Annotated in this window: 13 protein-coding genes and 4 pseudogenes; 11 read left to right on the forward strand and 6 right to left on the reverse strand. The window is 66.9% G+C overall.

What is annotated here, in order from left to right; all coding sequences use genetic code 11:
• Positions 1-291: 291 nt before the first annotated feature.
• Together OG780_RS41355 and OG780_RS41360 are read right to left on the reverse strand one after the other, a co-directional pair.
• Positions 292-1,806, reverse strand: coding sequence for an FG-GAP-like repeat-containing protein (locus OG780_RS41355; RefSeq protein WP_328457135.1), 1,515 nt, complete (start codon positions 1,804-1,806; stop codon positions 292-294).
• Positions 1,807-2,617: 811 nt separating this feature from the next.
• The gene (locus OG780_RS41360) at positions 2,618-3,169 is read right to left on the reverse strand and encodes a hypothetical protein (protein ID WP_328457137.1); all 552 of its coding nucleotides are present in this window, start codon (positions 3,167-3,169) and stop codon (positions 2,618-2,620) included.
• A 93-nt stretch (positions 3,170-3,262) separates the two neighbouring features.
• Here OG780_RS41360 and OG780_RS41365 point away from each other — a divergent pair, with 93 nt between their 5' ends.
• A complete protein-coding gene (locus tag OG780_RS41365; protein WP_328457139.1) occupies positions 3,263-3,775 on the forward strand; it encodes a PadR family transcriptional regulator in 513 nt (170 codons plus the stop codon).
• A 646-nt stretch (positions 3,776-4,421) separates the two neighbouring features.
• Entirely contained in the window at positions 4,422-4,925 is a 504-nt protein-coding gene (locus OG780_RS41370; RefSeq protein ID WP_328457141.1) for an AAA family ATPase, read from the forward strand.
• Here the strand turns inward: OG780_RS41370 and OG780_RS41375 are convergent.
• Positions 4,906-6,045, reverse strand: a pseudogene (locus OG780_RS41375) (IS630 family transposase). The gene OG780_RS41370 and the pseudogene OG780_RS41375 sit on opposite strands and share 20 nt — an antisense overlap.
• A 71-nt stretch (positions 6,046-6,116) precedes the next feature.
• Between OG780_RS41375 and OG780_RS41380 the strand changes: the two are divergent.
• The 5 genes and pseudogenes from OG780_RS41380 to OG780_RS41400 all read left to right on the forward strand — a co-directional run.
• A pseudogene (locus OG780_RS41380) lies at positions 6,117-6,764 on the forward strand (LysR family substrate-binding domain-containing protein); the annotation flags it as partial.
• 181 nt (positions 6,765-6,945) lie between these two features.
• Positions 6,946-7,515: pseudogene (locus OG780_RS41385) on the forward strand (transposase); the annotation flags it as partial.
• Positions 7,516-7,665: 150 nt separating this feature from the next.
• Entirely contained in the window at positions 7,666-8,730 is a 1,065-nt protein-coding gene (locus OG780_RS41390; RefSeq protein ID WP_328457143.1) for an ISAs1 family transposase, read from the forward strand.
• Between the two features lie 117 nt (positions 8,731-8,847).
• Positions 8,848-10,620, forward strand: coding sequence for a reverse transcriptase/maturase family protein (locus tag OG780_RS41395; protein ID WP_328457145.1), 1,773 nt, complete (start codon positions 8,848-8,850; stop codon positions 10,618-10,620).
• A gap of 95 nt (positions 10,621-10,715) precedes the next feature.
• The gene (locus OG780_RS41400) at positions 10,716-11,228 is read left to right on the forward strand and encodes an ISAs1 family transposase (RefSeq protein ID WP_328457147.1); all 513 of its coding nucleotides are present in this window, start codon (positions 10,716-10,718) and stop codon (positions 11,226-11,228) included.
• Between the two features lie 7 nt (positions 11,229-11,235).
• On the opposite strand, the gene OG780_RS41405 is transcribed toward OG780_RS41400, so the two are convergent.
• A complete protein-coding gene (locus OG780_RS41405) occupies positions 11,236-11,586 on the reverse strand; it encodes a hypothetical protein (RefSeq protein WP_328457149.1) in 351 nt (116 codons plus the stop codon).
• 400 nt (positions 11,587-11,986) lie between these two features.
• On the opposite strand from OG780_RS41405, the gene OG780_RS41410 reads away from it, so the two are divergent.
• Positions 11,987-12,340 carry a hypothetical protein gene (locus OG780_RS41410; RefSeq protein ID WP_328457150.1) on the forward strand — a complete coding sequence of 118 codons (354 nt, stop codon included), beginning with the start codon at positions 11,987-11,989 and terminating at the stop codon, positions 12,338-12,340.
• A gap of 65 nt (positions 12,341-12,405) precedes the next feature.
• Here the strand turns inward: OG780_RS41410 and fxsT are convergent, their stop codons facing one another.
• Positions 12,406-14,823 carry an FxSxx-COOH system tetratricopeptide repeat protein gene (gene fxsT / locus OG780_RS41415; RefSeq protein WP_328457152.1) on the reverse strand — a complete coding sequence of 806 codons (2,418 nt, stop codon included), beginning with the start codon at positions 14,821-14,823 and terminating at the stop codon, positions 12,406-12,408.
• A 666-nt stretch (positions 14,824-15,489) separates the two neighbouring features.
• On the opposite strand from fxsT, the gene OG780_RS41420 reads away from it, so the two are divergent.
• From OG780_RS41420 to OG780_RS41430, 3 genes and pseudogenes are all read left to right on the forward strand, one after another.
• Positions 15,490-16,566 (forward strand): ISAs1 family transposase, encoded by a 1,077-nt coding sequence (locus tag OG780_RS41420; protein WP_328457154.1) that lies wholly within the window; start codon positions 15,490-15,492, stop codon positions 16,564-16,566.
• Complete coding sequence (locus OG780_RS41425; protein ID WP_328457156.1) at positions 16,554-16,679, forward strand: hypothetical protein; 126 nt, start codon at positions 16,554-16,556, stop codon at positions 16,677-16,679. The genes OG780_RS41420 and OG780_RS41425 overlap by 13 nt, the downstream gene beginning before the upstream one ends.
• A gap of 280 nt (positions 16,680-16,959) precedes the next feature.
• Positions 16,960-17,457, forward strand: a pseudogene (locus tag OG780_RS41430) (transposase); the annotation flags it as partial.
• A gap of 162 nt (positions 17,458-17,619) precedes the next feature.
• On the opposite strand, the gene OG780_RS41435 reads toward OG780_RS41430, so the two are convergent.
• Positions 17,620-18,126: an RICIN domain-containing protein gene (locus tag OG780_RS41435; protein WP_328457158.1), complete on the reverse strand. Its 507-nt coding sequence runs from the start codon at positions 18,124-18,126 to the stop codon at positions 17,620-17,622.
• Positions 18,127-18,273: the final 147 nt, after the last annotated feature.

Genomic DNA, 18,273 nt, shown 5'->3' on the forward strand with positions numbered 1-18,273 from the left:
CTCTCCGTACGGCCGGGTGGCCAGGCCCTCTTACCTGGCCACCCGGCACCACGTCTTCCCCGCCGACGCGGGGATTCCCGGACAGCGCACCGATCCGGACAGCTCCGAGTTCGTCCAGCCCACCCACGTGCCCCGCCCCCATGACGCCCGGTTACGCACATGCCTGACCGCCGCGGTGACCGAACCGGAACCTGGGCGTGAGGGCATGAGCCCCAGAACGCGGCGGTGCCCCGATCGCCCTGGGTGATCGGGGCACCGCCGCGTTGCCGTCCGGGTAGCTACTCCGCCGCGCTACTCGAAGGAGAGGGTGCCCTGGCCGGGCTGGCTGAGGTAGTTCTGCCAGCCGGAGGAGAGCGGCTGGTTGGCGCCGAAACTGGTGCCGGAGCCGAGGTGGGTGGCGATGGTTCCGTCGGTGCCCTGGATGACCAGGTCGGCCTTGCCGTCACCGTTGACATCGGGGAAAGTCAGGCGACCCTGGCCGGGCTGGCCGAGGTAGTTCTGCCAGCCGGAGGAGAGCGGCTGGTTGGCGCCGAAACTGGTGCCGGAGCCGAGGTGGGTGGCGATGGTTCCGTCGGTGCCCTGGATGACCAGGTCGGCCTTGCCGTCACCGTTGACATCGGGGAAAGTCAGGCGACCCTGGCCGGGCTGACTGAGGTAGTTCTGCCAGCCGGAGGAGAGCGGCTGGTTGGCGCCGAAACTGGTGCCGGAGCCGAGGTGGGTGGCGATGGTTCCGTCGGTGCCCTGGATGACCAGGTCGGCCTTGCCGTCACCGTTGACATCGGGGAAAGTCAGGCGACCCTGGCCGGGCTGGCCGAGGTAGTTCTGCCAGCCGGAGGAGAGCGGCTGGTTGGCGCCGAAACTGGTGCCGGAGCCGTTGTTGAAGCGGACGCCGATGGTGCCGTCGGTGCCCTGGACCAGGAGATCCTTGTTGCCGTCGCCGTTGATGTCGGCGTAGTACAGGCGGCCCTGACCGGCGCCGCCCAGGAAGTTCTGCCAGCCCGCGCTGACCGTGGTGCTGGCACCGAAGCTCGTCCCCGAACCCGGACGGAGACCGATCGTCCCGTCGGTGCTCAACACCATCAGATCGGCCTTGCCGTCACCCGTGACGTCCGCGCGATTGTCGGTGTCCTGGATGTTGTCGTAGCGGCGGGGGCTGAAGGTGCCGTGACCGCTGTAGTAGGGGTAGGGGATGCTGTGGTGGACGGCGCCGCTGCTGCCGGACTCCTCCAGCGCGTCGTACGTGGAGTGATCGGAGCTGGTCCATCCGTTGAAGATGACCACATGGCCGCTGGCGCCCGAGTCGGGGTTGAGGAGGACGTCACCCGGCTTGAGGGACTCCTTGGCTATGGAGGAGGTGTAGTTCAGCAGAGTGCCGGTGGTCTCGCCCCAGTTGTTCCCGCTGGAGGAGTCCAGGTGCCAGGCCATGGAGACGAAGCCGGAGCAGTCGGTGCGGTACTTGCCGTTGGCGTCGGTGCGGTAGCTGGTCATGCTGTACGGCACGCCTGCGTCGACCCACGACTGGGCCCGGGCAATGACGTCCGCTCTGCTGATGCTGCCCCCTGCCGAGGAATCCGCGGTCAAAGCGGCGAAGGCGCCGACCGGCCTGGGTGCGGCGGCCAACTGCGCCACTGAGGCGGTCGTCGGGTTGGGCACGGTCGGGGTGAAGTGGGTCAGTAAGCCCGAGTTCGCCGTACTGGACGCGTCGGCGGACGGCGCCGGGGTGTCGGCGACGGCCTGCCCCAGCGTCATGGCGGTGACCGCGCCGACGACTGCGACGGACAGGGAGAGACGTTTAATCATGTTCATGACATACTCCTGGTGAGGTTTGTAGCGCAGAGGTTCTCCGGGTCCGGAGAACCGGGAGCTGAACTGTGAAGAGGGCGAGCGGGATCGCTGTCGCACGGGCGCGCCGATCTGGCGGCGCAGTTCGTGGGAGTCGGAGAGGGCGGCGACGCGGGCGCCTGCCTTCGCAGAGTGACGTCGGGTCGGGGTTCGGCTCGCGACTCCCGCTCTCAGGGCTTCAGTCGGGGTACGTCCCGACGGCATGCCGGAGGCCGGTGGCGGGCCTTGCGCCTGAGGAGGAGGCTTGGCGGCCGGGGCCGGGATCAGCTTCGCTACGAGGCGATGCCGTGCGATGCAATGTGGTGCGATGTGACGCGGGGACGTTCCAGCGCGTGCCCCGCGTCGCGAAGGTGAGTGGCAGTCAGCCGCCCTTGCCACCGGCCCGGCAGGTGGGAATGTCGACGCCGACCGGTGTGCCTGCGGGTGGTGCGCCCGTGAACCCCCGTGGTGGACCTCGGCTCGCCGCCCCGGCCGGTCTTCCTGAGCCGGCCGGTGAGGTGTGGGCCGGGAGGGCGGGCAGGTTCAGGGAGCAGGCGACGGTAGCGGTCGAGTGAGTGGTCCTGGTCATGACGATCCCCCCGGGTGGCCGCGCGGTGATTGGCTCAAGAGCGGTAACTGTGGATCAGGGTCTTTCCGTCAGGCGGCCCTCCGGAGGGGCTCGTACTTACTGGGGCCTTCCGGCAGAGCGCCATCCGGTCCGATCGCGCCGCAGACCGCACTGCAGACCGGGGCGCGCTTGCCCGAGGAGCGTCCGGCACCGAGTGTCCGGTATTGGCTAGCCCCTGGCCTTGGCCTGGGCGGCGGCGACGTAGCGCACGGTGAACAGCACGGGGACGACGAATCCGGCGGCCTGGACAAGTGTCGCCGTCGTGGAGTGGCCCTGGCCGGCGTGGGCGAGGGCCGCGAGGGCGCCGGCCGTGACGGCGAAGGCGGCGGTCCATACGGTGGTGATGACCACGTTGACCCGGACGAAGGGCTTGAGGCTCCAGACTTCGGGTGGGGTGGTGCGCTTGGCGATGCCCAGCGTGAACGGCTTGCCCGCGAGCAGTGAGGCCCCGGCGATGAGAGCCAGGGTCGCCGAGGAGAGCGCCGCCGAGTAGGCGTGTGCGACCGAATGGGGGTCTGCGAAGGCGACGACCGCCAGGACCGCGAAGAAGACGGCCGAGCCGGTTTCCATGATCAGCGCGTCGAACCCGACTCCCGTCCGCCGCTGCTGGGCAATCACCGCCACCGCCACCAGCAGACCGGCGAGCGCCCCCCACTGCCACTGGGCGGACGGGACCACTGCGAAGACGATCCATGGAAGGAAGGCGCGTACGTACGACATGAAGACCCCCGGGTTTCTGACATTCCTGTTTTGACATGTCGAAACTAGAAGTTCCACCCTCGACATGTCAAGAGTGGAAGGTAAACTGGTGGTATGAGCCTTCGACACGCCCTCCTCGGACTCCTGTCAGAGCGACCCGCCAGCGGCTACGACCTGCTGAAGCGCTTCGAGACCTCTTTGGCCAACGCCTGGCCCGCCACGCAGAGCCAGATGTACACGGAGCTGTCCAAGCTCGCCGACAACGGCCTGATCAGCGTCTCGACCCAGGGCCCGCGTGGCCGTAAGGAGTACACCCTCACCGACGAGGGCCTGGCGGAACTGCGCCACTGGCTGACGGAGATCAAGCCCCAACGCCACACCCGCAGCGACATCCTGCTGCGGGTCTTCTTCCTCAACGTGATCACGCCCGACCAGGCGCGCAGCTACCTCACCGAACTCATGGAGCTGTCAGAGCAGGAGCACGAGGCCTTGCGTCGACTGGCCGACTCCATCGACTGGGGCGATGACCCGCTGTCGGTGAACGGCAAAATCGCCCTGGAGTACGGCCTCCGCTTCAACACAATGCGCCGCGAGTGGGCCGCGTGGGCGGCCGACCAGATCCGCTAGCGCGTGTCTGACAAATGATCAACGTCGTACTGGCTTCGAGCAGCAGGTAATGGCCTTGCTGCGATGGTGGGGCTCAGCGATGCTGGACCGGTGCCAGGGCAGAGGAAGAGGAAACGTCAGAGGCAACGTCAGCAGCAGGACGAGGCACAGCGGGCGGCCGCTCGCTTCGCGCCTGATGCGGGTCGCTGGAGGTGCTCTTCGAGACTCAGGACGAGTCGCAATGGCGTGCTCACATCCGCCGCCTCCGAGCCTTGGACACGCAAATCGACTGGACGGCGGTGCGGGCGGACATGCTCTGTGGGTGCCTGGTGCAGCGGACCACCTTCCGACTGAGCCTCTTCGTGCCGAACTTCGCGCCCGATTCCGGCCAGGGATCACCCGATAATTGATCTTGTGACTGGTAGGGGTGAGTTGACTGACGCGGCTCGGGACTTCGACGAGCAACTGGTTGGCTTTGTTCCGAGATTGGACAGCAGATGTCGACCGCTTTGGGAGGTACGAGAGTCTGGCGCTGTTCGATTGCCAGGCGGCTAGTGCTCTGACCGCATAGGTTCGCCGGGTCGGTCAGGCGTGGTGGGGTCCGCTTCCAGCGGGCGCCCTTGGTCGCCACGGAGTAGGGCGTGTTTTCGGGGTCTAACCTGGCTCCGTGACGCAGCGATTGAGCACGGTGGTGCTGATGTGTGGCCTTCCGGGAGCGGGCAAGACCACCTACGCGATGGAGCTGGTGCGACGCGGTTACGTTCGGCTCTCCATTGACGAGGTGGTCTGGCAGCGACTCGGGCAGCGCGACGCTGGCTTGGTGCTGGAGGCCGAGGCATTCGACCAGCTCAAGGAAGAGGTCCGTCGTGAGCAGCGGCAGGAGTTGGTCGAGCTGATGCTGGCAGGGCGCGATGTGGTGGTGGACTACAGCTTCTGGAGTCGCGCCGCCCGCGACAACTACAAAGCGCTGATTGAAAGTCACGGCTGCCGCTGGGAACTGGTCCACCTCAAGGCCGACCGGACGACGCTGGAGCGTCGCCTCGAGGTCCGAAATGGCAAGGAAGGTGCTAACTCCGTCACCGTGGATGAGACGCTGTTCAACCGGTACCTGGCCAACTTCGAGGAACCGAGTGGAGAGGGCGAGCGGGTCTTCACGCAGTCCTCGACCTGAAGACCTGGAGCCGTTCGGCGGGGAGGGGACGCCCTCCCCAGTGGAAGCCCTTCTCGCTGCGGATCCGGGCGTGCTCGCGGCGTTGGGCTGCCGGCACGTCAGGATGCCGGGCGTTGCTGTTGCGCCAGCGAAGGTACGCGTGCAGCGCCCGGGTCTGCACGGTGTGGTTGGAGTTGGCGATGGTGAACTGCCGCAGCGGTCCGAAGTGGGCTTCGATCGGGTTGGCCCATGACGCGTAGGTCGGGGTGAAGCACAGCTCGACCCGGTTCTTCTTCGCCCAGCGACGGATGGTGTCGCCCTTGTGGGCGGAGAGATTGTCCAGGATCACGTAGATCGGGGCGCCGTCCGGACGGGCCGCGCGGATCGATCTCAACGCGGCCAGGGTGTTCATGGCGCCCTTCTTACGGCGGCTGACGCCCCAGAGTTTGTCGTCGCCGACGGAGTAGCAGCCGTGGAAGTAGCGGATCCCGTGAGTGCGGTGGTAGGTCGCGGGGTGCCGCTCGGGGTGGCCGGCAGGGGCCCAGCACGACCCGGCGGTGGGCCGGATGCCGAGCGGCCCGAACTCGTCGAAAGCGAACACGCGGTCGGGGAAGCGGTCCAGGACGTGCTCGATGCGGTCGAGCTTGGCGTCGCGGTCAGGGTCCGGGGACTCCTTCCAGGTCTTGGTGCGCTGGAAGGTAATGCCGCGGCGAACGAGCAGGCACCGTAATGCCTCGCGGCCGATGCGGATCACTCGTCCGTGAACGCGGCGCAGGCAGGCGGCGAGTTTCCGGACCGATCAGCGGGTGAGGGGCTGGCCGAGCTTGGTCGGGCTGGTGGTGGCCGTCTGGACGACGAAGTCCTCGCCGTCAGGGCCCAGTTGGCGGGGAAGGCCTCCCGCCCACCGAGGGTCCAAGCAGGCGAGGCCGATCTCGTTGAACCGGTGGATCACGTGCCGGACGGTATCCTCGTCGGCCTGTACCAGCTTCGCGATCACCGGCACCCGGTTCCCGCCGGCCGAGGCCAGCAGCATCGTCGCCCGCCGGAACCGCACCGAACTGGTGCTGCCACGGCGCACGATCTGTTGCAGCTTCCGGCCCTCTTGGTCGGTCGACCTGCGCACACGGACCGGCTCAGCCACCACACCCCCAAACGGTCGGACGAACGTCAACGGACATCCAACCGCTTGGACCACCAACCCGGCGGACCTATGCGGTCAGAGCACTAGAGCGGAAGTTCGTGGCCAGCGCAGCCAACGAGAGCACCCAGGAGATCATCGGCTCGTTCGCCCAGCGCCGCCCCGGCTGGCGGGTGGAAATGCGGCAGACCGACTGGTCCGACCCCACCGCGGGACTGGCCGACGGGCAAGTGGACGCGGCACTGCTGCGGTTACCGTTCCCTGGCCAGGACACACTCCGGGTGGAGGTGCTGATCACCGAGCCACGCTGGGTCGGCATCCCCACCACGTACCCTCTTTCGGAGCTTGCCGAAATCCCTTTCCGTCAGCTCTGGGACGAGCCGTTCGTGGCAACCCCGACCGAGTCAGGCTGGTGGCGCGACTACTGGCTGGCCACCGAAGAACGCGAGGGCCGTCCCGTCAAGATCGGCGCCATCGCCAGCAACCCGGATGAATGGCTGACCGCGATAGCCAATGGCTACGGCGTCAGCCTCACCCCCGAGGCCACCGCCCGCTTCTACCAGCGTCCTGGGGTGACCTACCGCCCCGTCACCGGCGTCAGTCCCAGCCAGGTCGGAGTCGCATGGGCACCCGCAGGCGACAACGACGCCGTCATCGGCGACTTCGTCCGCGCTTGCCTGCGCCATCGCACGTCCGCCATTGTCGAGCAGGACAACATTTAGAGACCAGCACTGGCTGATCAACTCCCAAGGATGATCACGTCGCCAACAAGCCCCTTGCAATAGATCATCTAGTCCGGCCTGCTCCTGTGGTCGTCCTCGTCCAACGCGAGTGCGTCCGGGTCGCGCAGAGGGCGCATGGCGCCGACGGCCGGGGTGCTGGCGGCCGGGGTGCTGGCGGTGAATCGGAGTCGACGACTTCGCTCTACGCCGGCGCCACCGCTATGCCACCGTGGTGATCGACGCCGAGACCCATCAGCGGATCGACGTGCTGTCCGACCGCACCGCCAGCACGCTGGAGGCGTGGCTGCGCAAGCATCCGGGCATCGAGGTCGTCTGCCGTGACGGCTCGACGACCTATGCCGAGGCCATCCGCCGCGCCCTGCCCGACGCGGTGCAGGTCGCGGACAGGTGGCACCTGTGGCACAACCTGTGCAAGGCAGCCCTGAGCGAAGTGAAGGCGCACAGCACCTGCTGGGCCGCCGTACTGGACGCGCCTTTGCACGACGGTCCCCGCGCGCAGACAACCCTGGAGCGCTGGCACCAGGTCCACAGCCTGCTCGAGAAGGGCGTCGGCCTGCTGGAATGCGCCCGCCGCCTGCAGTTGGCGCTGAACACCGTCAAACGCTATGCGCGAGCCGACCGGCCCGAGCGGATGCTCCGCGTCCCCAAGTACCGCGCCAGCCTCGTCGACCCCTACCGCGAACACCTGCGCAAACGGCGGACCGAAGACCCTGCCGTCCCTGTCGGCCACCCAGGGCTGATGCGTTCTCAGTCAGCGAGATGAGCTGATCGCCTGCGTATGTGCCGCCGTGGTCGGTTCGCCCGGTTCAGCAACGAGAGACGCGACCCCTGATGATCAAGGTTCTCGAAGCCTTTGATCACGAACAGGGGTCGCGTTCGCGTGCCATCCTCCCTGATCGGTGTCCTGCAGCGCCACTGCGCGGACACCGATTCCACCTGCCCGGAACCGGAACCGTCACAGCTCACCTGCCTGGCGGACATGCTGGGCCGCCGCTACCGCCTGGGTTCCCTGCTCGCGCTGTGCATGGTCGCCGTCCTCGGCGGGGCCACGTCCCTGGCGGCCATCGCTCGCTTCGCCGCCGAAACCGACTCCGACCTGCGCAAACAACTCGGACTGACCTCCAGCACGCCCAACGCCTCCACCCTGGGACGACTCCTGGCCCGCCTGGACGGCGACGCCCTGGACGACACCGTGGGCGCCTGGCTCGCCCGGTACGCCGCCGACCCGGTCGACGAACCCGGCGACACCCTGGTCGGTCTTGCCGTCGACGGCAAGACCGTGCGCGGCTCCCGCACCGACGGCACCGCCGTCCACCTGCTCGCCGCCGCGCTCCACACCTGCCAGACCGTGATCGCCCAGCGCCAGATCGCCGCGAAGAGCAACGAAATACCCGCCTTCGCCCCACTGCTGGACCGAATCGACCTGCGCGGCGTCGTCGTCACCGCCGACGCGATGCACACCCAGCGCACCCACGCAGAACACGTCATCACCGCCGGCGGCCACTACCTCCTGGTGGTCAAGGGCAACCAGTGCGCCACGAGGCGCTTTGACACATCCCCGCCGAAGGCGGGACAGACTCGAAGGGAGGTCTGCTGGGTCCGATGGCTTACCTGGATCCGAAAGGTGAAGGGGACCAGAGCATGCCAGGAAACCGGCGACCGGGCTCAGGTGCCTGGGGCGGTGCGCCGGGGGACCCGCGCGGTATGGCGAAAGCTTGACTGCCTGAACCCCAATCTCCAGCGGCAGCAATTTACTGCGACCGGAACGGCACCTGAAACCGGTGCCCGTCGTGACCGGGGACGTATTGGTTCGCCCTGGTCAACCTTCGCGGCGGGAGCGATGCCCAACGAGGGCATTGAAGGAGATGAATGGGGCGCCTGCAGCCGCGCTGATCGTGTGTCAGAGACGAACGTGGGATCACCGTCCCAGTACGGCTGGCGGTGACGGAGTGCCCGTAGTAGTCGCCGGAGTCACGCCCGGCCGGGGAGAGCGGGAAAGCCGCTCGCAGGGCGAAGGGGCACAGGTGGTACGGACACCGGCGACACCGGGGAGGTATGCGAAATGCAGAGCGCTGACACAGTGCTCGGTGTCCTGATCGACAGGGGCAGACGCGGTCTGTCTCTGGAACGGCTGTATCGGCAGCTGTTCAGCGAACAGCTGTTCCTGATGGCCTACGGGCGCATCTACGCCAACGGCGGAGCGATGACGCCCGGGGTCGACGGGGAGACACCCGACGGGATGAGCCTGGGAAGAATCCGGGAGATCATCGGCCTGCTGAAGGCCGAGCGTTACCGGTTCTCCCCGGTCCGGAGGGTGCACATCCCGAAGAAGAACGGAAGTCTGCGGCCCCTGGGGCTGCCGACCTGGTCGGACAAACTGGTCGGGGAGGTGGTGCGTCTCCTGCTGGAGGCGTACTACGAACCGCAGTTCTCGTCCAGGTCGCACGGCTTCCGCCCCGGCCGGGGCTGCCACACCGCGCTCGACGAGATCGCTTCGACATGGACGGGCACCACCTGGTTCATCGAGGGCGATATCGCCGACTGCTTCGGCAGTCTCGACCACGAGGTCATGCTCGCGATCCTGGCCGAACGCATCCATGACGGACGCTTCCTGGCCCTGGTCTCGGACATGTTGCGGGCGGGATATATGGAGGACTGGATCTGGCACGCTACCTACTCCGGTGCGCCACAAGGAGGAGTGGTCTCGCCGATCCTGTCCAACATCTACCTCGACCGTCTCGACAGGTTCGTGGAAGAGGAACTGGCACCGGCCTTCACTCGGGGCGCCACGCGCCGCAGAAACCGGGAACACGCGAACGTCACTGCGACGATCGGCTACTGGAGACGCAAAGGCGACCGCGCCAAGGTGCGGTCGCTGCGCAAGATCCAGCAGTCGATTCCGAGCATCGACGTGAACGACCCCGGCTACCGGCGGCTGAGGTATGTCCGATACGCCGACGATCACCTGCTGGGGTTCGTCGGTCCGAAGGCCGAAGCCGAGGAGATCAAGGACAAGCTCGCCGTGTTCCTGCACGACGGGTTAAAACTCCGGCTTTCCGCCGAGAAGACCTTGATCACACACGCCCGCACCCACAAGGCGCGGTTCCTCGGCTACGACATCTGGACCAAGCACAACGACACCTGGCGGACGAAGGGACGACGAGTCCTCAACGGATCCATCGCCCTCGGCATCCCGCCGGAGACCGTCAACACCAGATGCCGGGCCTACCAGCGCGGACAGGGCAAACCTCTGATCCGCAACGACCTGATCCGCACCAGCGACCACAACATCGTCGCCACGTTCGGGATGGAGTACCGCGGCTACGTCCAGTACTTCCAGATGGCAGGGAACATCAACTGGCTGAACAAGCTCCGCCAGTACATGGAACGGTCGATGTTCTCGACCCTGGCTGCCAAGCACCGCCGCCCACCCTGGGTCATGCGAAACCGCCTCAAGAGCACCGTCGAGACCCCGTTCGGGAAACGCCGGTGTTTCGAAGCGGTCCAACGCGCACCCTCGGGCGCGGTGTTCACCGCCAGGTTCGGCGGCATCCCTCTGCGCCGGCGCACACACGCCCGCCCGATCATCGACGGAGCGTGGCCGACCAGAAAGGGACGCCAGCTCACCGCCCGGCTGACCGCCGGCATCTGTGAACTGTGCGAGTCGCACGACGGGATCACCGTCCACCACGTCAGGCGACTCTCCGACCTCAACCGATACAGCTCCACGGCCGCACCCCGATGGGTCGAGGCCATGCGGACCAGACGACGGAAGACCCTGATCGTCTGCGACCGCTGCCACGCCGAGATCCATCAGCAGCCGATCGCTCAGTAGCACCGCTGGAGAGCCGGATGCGGGGAAAGCTCGCACGTCCGGTTCGGAGGGAGGTCACGCGGAAAAGGACCAGCTCACAGCTGGTACCTCGCCGCGTGGCCGACCCTACGAAGAAGCTGCGCAAGCAGCTGCGGCGCCTGCCCTGGAAGCAGATCCCGCTGCAGGCCCGCACCACCGGGGCCGGACACGGCCGCCGCGAGGTCCGCCGGCTGAAGGTCTGCACCGCCCGCCCCGGCCTGCTCTTCCCGCACGCCGTCCAGGCCATGGAGATCAAGCGCCGCCGCACCCACCGCAAGACCGGCAAGGTCGAGACGAAGACCGTCTACGCGGTCACCAGCCTCCCGCCCGAACAGGCCGACCCGGCGCAACTCGCCGAACTCATCCAGAATCACTGGTCAGTTGAGGCCCTGCACCACGTCAGAGACGTGACGTTCGGCGAGGACGCCTCGCGAGTACGCACCGGCACCGCACCCCGCGCCATGGCCACCCTGCGCAACCTCGCCATCGGACTCATGCGCCAAGCAGGCTGGACCAACATCGCCGCTGCAGCCGATCACTACAGGTCACGACCTCAGCACGCGATCGCCACGCTCCGGCTCACAGCCTGAGAACGCATCACCCCTGGATGAATGCCTGAAATGCTTTTTGAAGGTCCAGGAATTTAACACCGATGGTGGCGAGCCCGGCCTTCAATCCGACGATCGACAGGATGAGGATCGCGGCGGTGCCGTTTGCCTTGAAAATCCCGATTACTTCCTTCAGGGCGGGAAGCTCACTGATGGCGCCTATTAGATCCGTGGGCTTGCCCTTCGGGCCTTCCTCGATCGCCTTCTTCAGGGAGGCTATTTTCCTGTCGAGCTCTGCGGAGGTGACGGCTTTCGAGCCATCCCCCTTGGGGATGATATCGACTGATTTCTCCAACGACGTCAACTTCTCGTAGACGTCTTCGGTCGTGTGCTGTGTCACGGAATGCACCGCCTTGTATGCTGCGTGCGGGTTTGGTTTCCCAGTTCGGGTGATCAAGAGGGGGTTCGATGTACGAGGCTGCTTCTGAGGTGAGTCGCTCCGAGGTGTTGGCCAGAATGGCGGGCGTCGCTTTGGGCTCAATCGGTGGAGGATTTTGCCTGATCGTCGCTCTCGTTTGCTTTATGGCAATTCGGCAAGATAGACAAAAGGGCGACTTGTCGAATGCGCCTCGGATGCGCCGAAACGGCATCATCTGGGCGGCCGCCGGAGTCCTGCTGATAGCCGGCGAGTTCTTTGTTTGGTATCTCACTGGCGGCTTCGACTAAGAAATAGGGGGCGATGTGTCGCCTTTCTCTGTCACTCCCGGATCCCCCTGTGAGCCCTTGCGGTGGGTGAATAGATGGAGTTCGCGACCGCTGAGACGCAGGTGAAGCCGGAGGGTGGGAAATTGCTTGAGGTTCTGCAAGGCAACAGGCCGGGTGCGCTGATCTTCGGAATCCCTATCCCTGTGCTGGCCGGGGCGCTTCTCTTCATCTGGCGCGATGGAAATCTCCGGCGCAGGGGAATTGTTGTCAGCGCAAAATGCGTCCAGCAGGCTCGGGACGGAAAGGGTTTGGTCACCCTGCGCCTGGCATATGAAGTCGACGGCTTGCAGTACTACTGTGACAGTCCGCCCTACCAGTTTCCGTCGGCCGGTGTCGGCGTACGCCCGAATGTGCTCAGGTGCGTACACCGCTATGTACCCAGCATTTGAATCGTCGGGGCGTGGCCGCGTTGGGCCCGTCCGTGCCTTCGTGCGGTGCTTGTGGGGGGCGGATCCTAGCGTCGCGAGGGGCGCAGCCAGGTCTGTCGCTGTCGTGCAGCACGCCAGGCAGCCGAAGCTGTCTCCAGGTCGTCGCGGGTGCGCACGGTGTGCGGGTGCTCAGGGCCCAGCACACGGACGCGGTCAGCGAGGGTCTGTCGCAGCAGGCGTATCGCCTCTTCTTGCTCGCCCATCCTGGCCAGTGCGCTGGCGAGGTTGTGGCGGCTGGTCAGGGTATCGGGGTGGTTGAGGCCCAGCACACGGATGCGGTCGTCAACGGTCTGCCGGTGCAGGCGGACCGCCTCCGCGTGTTCGCCCATCCCGTCCAGGGCGAGACCGAGGCTGTCACGGCTGGCCAGGGTGTGCGGATGCATGACTCCCAGCACACGGGCGTGGTCATCAAGAGCTTCCTGCAGCAGTCGTTCCGCTTCCGCATACTCGCCCTGCCTGGCCAGTGCGCTGGCGAGGTTGTGGCGGCTGAGCAAGGTGAGGGGGTGTTCGGGGCCCAGCACACGGATGCGGTCGTCAACGGTCTGCCGGTGCAGGCGGACCGCCTCCGCGTGTTCGCCCATCCCGTCCAGGGCGAGACCGAGGCTGTCACGGCTGGCCAGGGTGTGCGGATGCATGACTCCCAGCACACGGGCACGGTCGGCGAGGGTCTGCCGCAGCAAAGACACCGCTTCTGCGTGCTGCCCCGTCCCGTCTAGGGCACAGGCGAGGTCATGACGGCTGATCAGGGTGTCAGGGTGCGCGGGGCCTAGGACACGATTACGGTCCTCCAGGGTCTGCCGGAGCAGCCGTATCGCCTCAGCTGGCTCGCCCATTCCGAACAAGGCGTTGGCCAGGTGGTTGCGGCTGGTCAAGGTGTCGGGGTGCTCGGAGCCCAGGGTGCGGCTCTCGAAGTCGAGGACGCGTTCGTGGACCAGGCGGGCTGCGCTGAAGGCGCCGGCGCTTTCCAGTACTTGCGCGAGCGTGCTGAGGGCGGTGCGGTGGTGTGTGGCGGAGCGTGGGTCCGGGAGGTCGAGCAGCACTGGCAGGTGAGGGGCGAGGAGTACGGCGGCAGGCCAACCGGCGCGCCCCTGCTCGTCTACCTCGTGCACGGCCGCGGTCAGCCGCTCGGCAAGGGCTCGGTGCCACGTGGCGAGATGGGATGCCTCGGCCGCTAGAGCGACAGCATTGATCTCTCGGATCAAAGGGTGCAGCACCACCTGCGCCGGGCCGCTGATGCCCCATGCCTGCCCGGCGTTGCCGGGAGAGTAAGGAAGGTCAAGCAGGCCATACCGGTGCAGACCTGCAAATGCAGCCTCCAACGCTGGGACGGTAACGTCGTCTCCGGTGACGGCAGACAGCAGGTCCGGGGTGATGAGGGACAGCGGGATGGGAGCTTCGGCCAGTGCGGCTAGTAGTCGCAACACGGGGCGGGCCAAAGCGTTGCCTTCGCGGGCGAGCTGGTCCAGGGACACCTCCCAGGTGTGCCGCACCACAGTGCGGGCGACTCGCGGATGAGAGGCGTCCGGGTGTTCGGCTCCCAGCAGGAAGGGCAGTTCATGCTCCAGGGCCTGGCGGTAGGTGGTGAAGGTGCGGTAGCGGCTGGTGGGCCCGGCCAGGTAAGTACCGGCCGCGTGCAGCGCCAGCGGAAGCCCGCCCAGCCGCATGGCCAGGTCCCGAGCCTGCTCGGCTGTGCCAGCTGCGGGAGCAACGTCGACCAGGATCTGGCCTGCAGGCTGTTCGGGCAGCGGCTTCAAGGGCAGTAGCCGGGCACGCGGCCCCCATGTCTGCGGGCTGCTATCTCGGCTAGTCATCACCAGCAGGCCTCGGCCGTGTGGGCGGATCCAACCGCGGTAATCGGCTAACGGCTCCCCTGCCGGGCCGATCTCTTGCGGCTCGTCGGCGTTGTCCAACACCAGCAGCCACCGCCGCGCCCGGCCCAGCTGCCGCCACACTACATCGGGCAGACTCGCCCGTCCGGCCCGCGCGGACTCCAACTCTGCCTCGGGCAGCCCACAAGCCAGTGCCGTCTGCACCATCTGCTGCGCCAGCTCGGCGGAATCGCGCCAGCGCACCCAAAACACTCGCCAGCCCGCCGCGTTGGCCTGCGAGGCGAACTGCGCGGCTACCGTTGTTTTGCCCATCCCGCCAGCCGCGCACAACACCGCGAACCGTCCTCGTGGCCGCCGCAGCATGCCTGCCAGCTCGGCCAGCTCGGTTTCACGTCCGCGCACGCGCTCCACATGTGGGGAGCGCAAGGAATCCTGCTGGCCCCTGGCCGGTCGGCCCACCGGTCCCAGCCGCGCTGGCGGTCTTGCTGCAACATCCAGCCGTCGGCTCCACAACACCAGCCCGATGCTGGCCGTCACCAGCACGGCGAACAGCGGCCAGATTACCCATGCGTGAGCCGCCCATCCTGGCACGGTGGCACTGGCGTAGTTGGTCACCGGCCCCAGCCCCGCCGCCACGACTGCAGCCGTCCCCGTCACGGCCGACCCAGCCCACGCACCCTGCCTACGCCGCATCGTCGCCACCCCCGGTCCACCGTCATCAGCATGCCCAAACCGAGACCACCTGCGCAGGAGGTTGAAAGACTGGTAGTCAAGCTGGTGAGGCGCCCCTCTCTCACGACCAGCGCACCCGTCCCGAAGGAGCCAGCAATCAGGTAGCCCCGGCGCCCGGCGGTCGAACTTGCTGGGTACGTAGCCGTGTACCGGGCTGGGCACTTTCACGCGAACGCCGACAGCCGGTACCGGTCAGTGCATGGACGTGAGCTACGACTCCAAAGATCCCAGCTATTCGGAAGTGGTGTCGCAAAGGGGTCGCGGAATCGTGTCGTGGATCGTCGGAGGAATCGCGGCTGCTCTGCTCCTCGTGACCGGTGTCTCCTACCTCTGACCCTGTCCCGCCATCAGGAAAGAAACCGCTGGATTTCCTGCAGGGAGGGTCAGGGCCAGGGCTCCGTCGCCCTCGCGGATTGCCCGGTTTGATAGGCGACTGAGCGGTTCGGGATGCTGTGCGGATGGTCGCCCCAGGGTGGAACGGAGGCAGGCACGGTCTTCCGTTGCGGTGATCATGAGGTGTCGAATCCCTGATCACCGCAACGGAAGACCGTGCCTGCGCGCTCATCATCGCCCATCCCTGCCGGTCTGGGCCACCTCGCCGACGCCACCTCGCTCTTACCTGCCGACCCTCCCGGGCTGCTGGCCCGGCTGGCGGCCGTGCCCGACCCGCGCCGCGCCTGCGGCAGGCGTCACCCGCTGGTCTTCGTCCTGGCCCTGGCCGCCTGCGCGGTCCTGGCCGGCGCCCGCTCGCTCACCGCGATCGCGGAGTGGGCCGCCAACGCCCCGCCCGACCTGCTGATCCGGCTCGGCGGCACCGTCCGCGAGCCGGACACCGGACCCGCCGCTCCGGCGGAGGCCACCGTGCAGCGCGTCCTGCAACGCACCGACGGCGACGCCCTGGACGCGGCCATCGGTGCCTGGCTTGCCGACCGCGACCGTGCCCGGACTCCCCAGGTGACCCGGTCCGTCCTGGCCGTGGACGGCAAGACCGTGCGAGGTGCGGTCCGCGCCGACGGCACCCGGGTCCACCTGCCGGCCGCGATGAGCGGTTCCGGCCTGGTCCTGGCCCAGCGCGAAGCCGACGCGAAAACGAACGAAATCACCGTCTTCAGGCCTCTGCTCGCCCCGCTCGACCTGGCCGGCACCGTGGTCACCTTTGACGCCCTGCACAGCCAGACCGCCCACGCCCGATTCCTCGTCGAGGACAAGAACGCGCACTACATCGCGCTGATCAAGGGCAACCACCCCACCCTGCACCGCCTGCTGAAGGCACTGCCCTGGCGGGAGATACCGCTGCTGGACAAGACCCGCGCCACCGCTCACGGCCGCGACGAGATCCGCCGCGTCAAGACCGCCACCGTGGCCAACCTGCCCTTCCCGCACGCGGTCCAGGCCCTGCAGGTCGTGCGGCGCCGCCGGAACACGACCACCGGCAAGGTCTCTCTCGAACGCGTCTACGTCATCACCAGCCTCGCCGCGGAGCAGGCCAACGCCGCCGAGATCGCCCGCCGAGTCCGGCACCACTGGGGCATCGAAAACAAGATCCACCACGTCAGAGACGTCACCTACACAGAAGACGCCTCCCGCGTCAGAACCGGCACCGCCCCCGGGCCATGGCCGCCCTGAGGAACCTGGCCATCGGCGCACTCCGGCTCACCGGCCGCACCAACATCGCCGCCGGCCTCCGCCACCACGCCCGCGACACCACCCCACCGCTCACCACCCTCGGCATCACGTGATCAAACCGGCGCAACCACGAGAACGACGCAACCCTGGCCAGGCAGGTGAGCTGTGACGGTTCCGGTTCCGGGCAGGTGGAATCGGTGTCCGCGCAGTGGCGCTGCAGGACACCGATCAGGGAGGATGGCACGCGAACGCGACCCCTGTTCGTGATCAAAGGCTTCGAGAACCTTGATCATCAGGGGTCGCGTCTCTCGTTGCTGAACCGGGCGAACCGACCACGGCGGCACATACGCAGGCGATCAGCTCATCTCGCTGACTGAGAACGCATCAGCCCTGGTCGGCCACCTCTTCGAAGAGATCAAAGCCCTGGGGTTCACCGGTTGCCTGAACCTCCTGCACAAGTACATCAACCAAGGCCGCGCCGACGCCGACCGCAGCCACATCTCCCCGCGCCGGCTCGCCCGGATAATCCTCACCAGGCCCGACAACCTCAAGGCCGAGCATCACAATCTCCCGGCCAGGCCCACCGGCGCCTGTCCCGAAATGACCCAACTGTCCTTCGGCATCAGGTACTTCGCCGGACTCCTGACGCCTCGCGCAGAAAACGCCGACAGGCTCGCGCGCTGGATCGTCCAGGTCCGCGCAGCCGATCTGCCTCAAGTGCACACCTTCATTCGAGGTCTGGACAGAGACCGCGCCGCCGTGATCGCCGCGCTCACGCTTCCCTACAGCAACGGCCCGACCGAGGGCGTCAACACCAAAACCAAGCGGATCGCGCGCCAGATGCACGGACAAGCAGGCTTCACCCTTCTCCGCCACCGCATCCTCCTCGGACAGCAGCACGTTCCGTCACCACCGAATGTGAGACAGGGCCGAACGTTTTACAGTCCCGCTCAAGCTGACCAAGAGGCGGCGCGAAGCCCTCGTCGCAGCAATGAGGCGGCCCCGCAAGCTGGTGGGCTTGCAGGGCCGCCTCGCGACAGGAGCGTGGGTCGGTCACGTCTCCGAGAAGACGAGGTTGAACAGGTCGAAGTAGGTGTTGTAGCTGCCGTTGGAGCAAGAGTCGAGGCGCATCTTGTTGCCTGGAGCGGTGCCGCCCCAGGCCGTTACACAGTTGGCCGAGGCATTCTTGGGCTGAAACTGGAAGTAGTTGTTCCAACCGGAGCCGACCTGATTGAACCAGGAATCGGTACTGGCACAGGAGTAGAGCTTGATCTCGTCGCCCTTGGCTCCGCCGCTCGACCAGTTGTTCAGGCACAGACTGGGTTTGGCCGCCACCTGCACCTGGAAATACTGGCTGCTCACGTAGACAACGTTCCACTTCTGAGCGCTGGTGTGGTTACAGGTCCACTCCTGCACGGGTACGCCGCTGCTGAAGTCGGAATTGGGTACGTCGAGGCATTTTGCGTCGGCGAGGTCTATCTCGATGTTGGAGCGATTGGCAGCCTGGGCTGGAACAGAGAGCACGACTGTGCCGAGGGCAGCTGCGGCGATCGTGGCCATCGCGGAAATGTGTATGCGCATGAAAAGTTCCCTTGGGAGATTGTCGATCGCGGGACGCTTGTCGGGTGCACCCTGCGGGTGATGTGCGAAGCATGGCGTGCCGCGTCGCGACGCACGGTGTCATCCAGCGCGTCTGACGATGTGTGG

It is taken from the genome of Streptomyces sp. NBC_00386, assembly GCF_036063235.1.
In the GTDB taxonomy this organism is placed as follows: domain Bacteria; phylum Actinomycetota; class Actinomycetes; order Streptomycetales; family Streptomycetaceae; genus Streptomyces.

What these genes read in the sequence shown, in the direction of transcription:
- OG780_RS41355 (WP_328457135.1), bottom strand. Translation starts at nt 1,806, where the DNA reads ATGAACATGATTAAACGTCTCTCCCTGTCCGTCGCAGTCGTCGGCGCG.
- OG780_RS41360 (WP_328457137.1), bottom strand. Translation starts at nt 3,169, where the DNA reads ATGTCGTACGTACGCGCCTTCCTTCCATGGATCGTCTTCGCAGTGGTC.
- OG780_RS41365 (WP_328457139.1), top strand. Translation starts at nt 3,263, where the DNA reads ATGAGCCTTCGACACGCCCTCCTCGGACTCCTGTCAGAGCGACCCGCC.
- OG780_RS41395 (WP_328457145.1), top strand. Translation starts at nt 8,848, where the DNA reads ATGCAGAGCGCTGACACAGTGCTCGGTGTCCTGATCGACAGGGGCAGA.
- OG780_RS41410 (WP_328457150.1), top strand. Translation starts at nt 11,987, where the DNA reads ATGGAGTTCGCGACCGCTGAGACGCAGGTGAAGCCGGAGGGTGGGAAA.
- OG780_RS41425 (WP_328457156.1), top strand. Translation starts at nt 16,554, where the DNA reads ATGGCCGCCCTGAGGAACCTGGCCATCGGCGCACTCCGGCTCACCGGC.
- OG780_RS41435 (WP_328457158.1), bottom strand. Translation starts at nt 18,126, where the DNA reads ATGGCCACGATCGCCGCAGCTGCCCTCGGCACAGTCGTGCTCTCTGTT.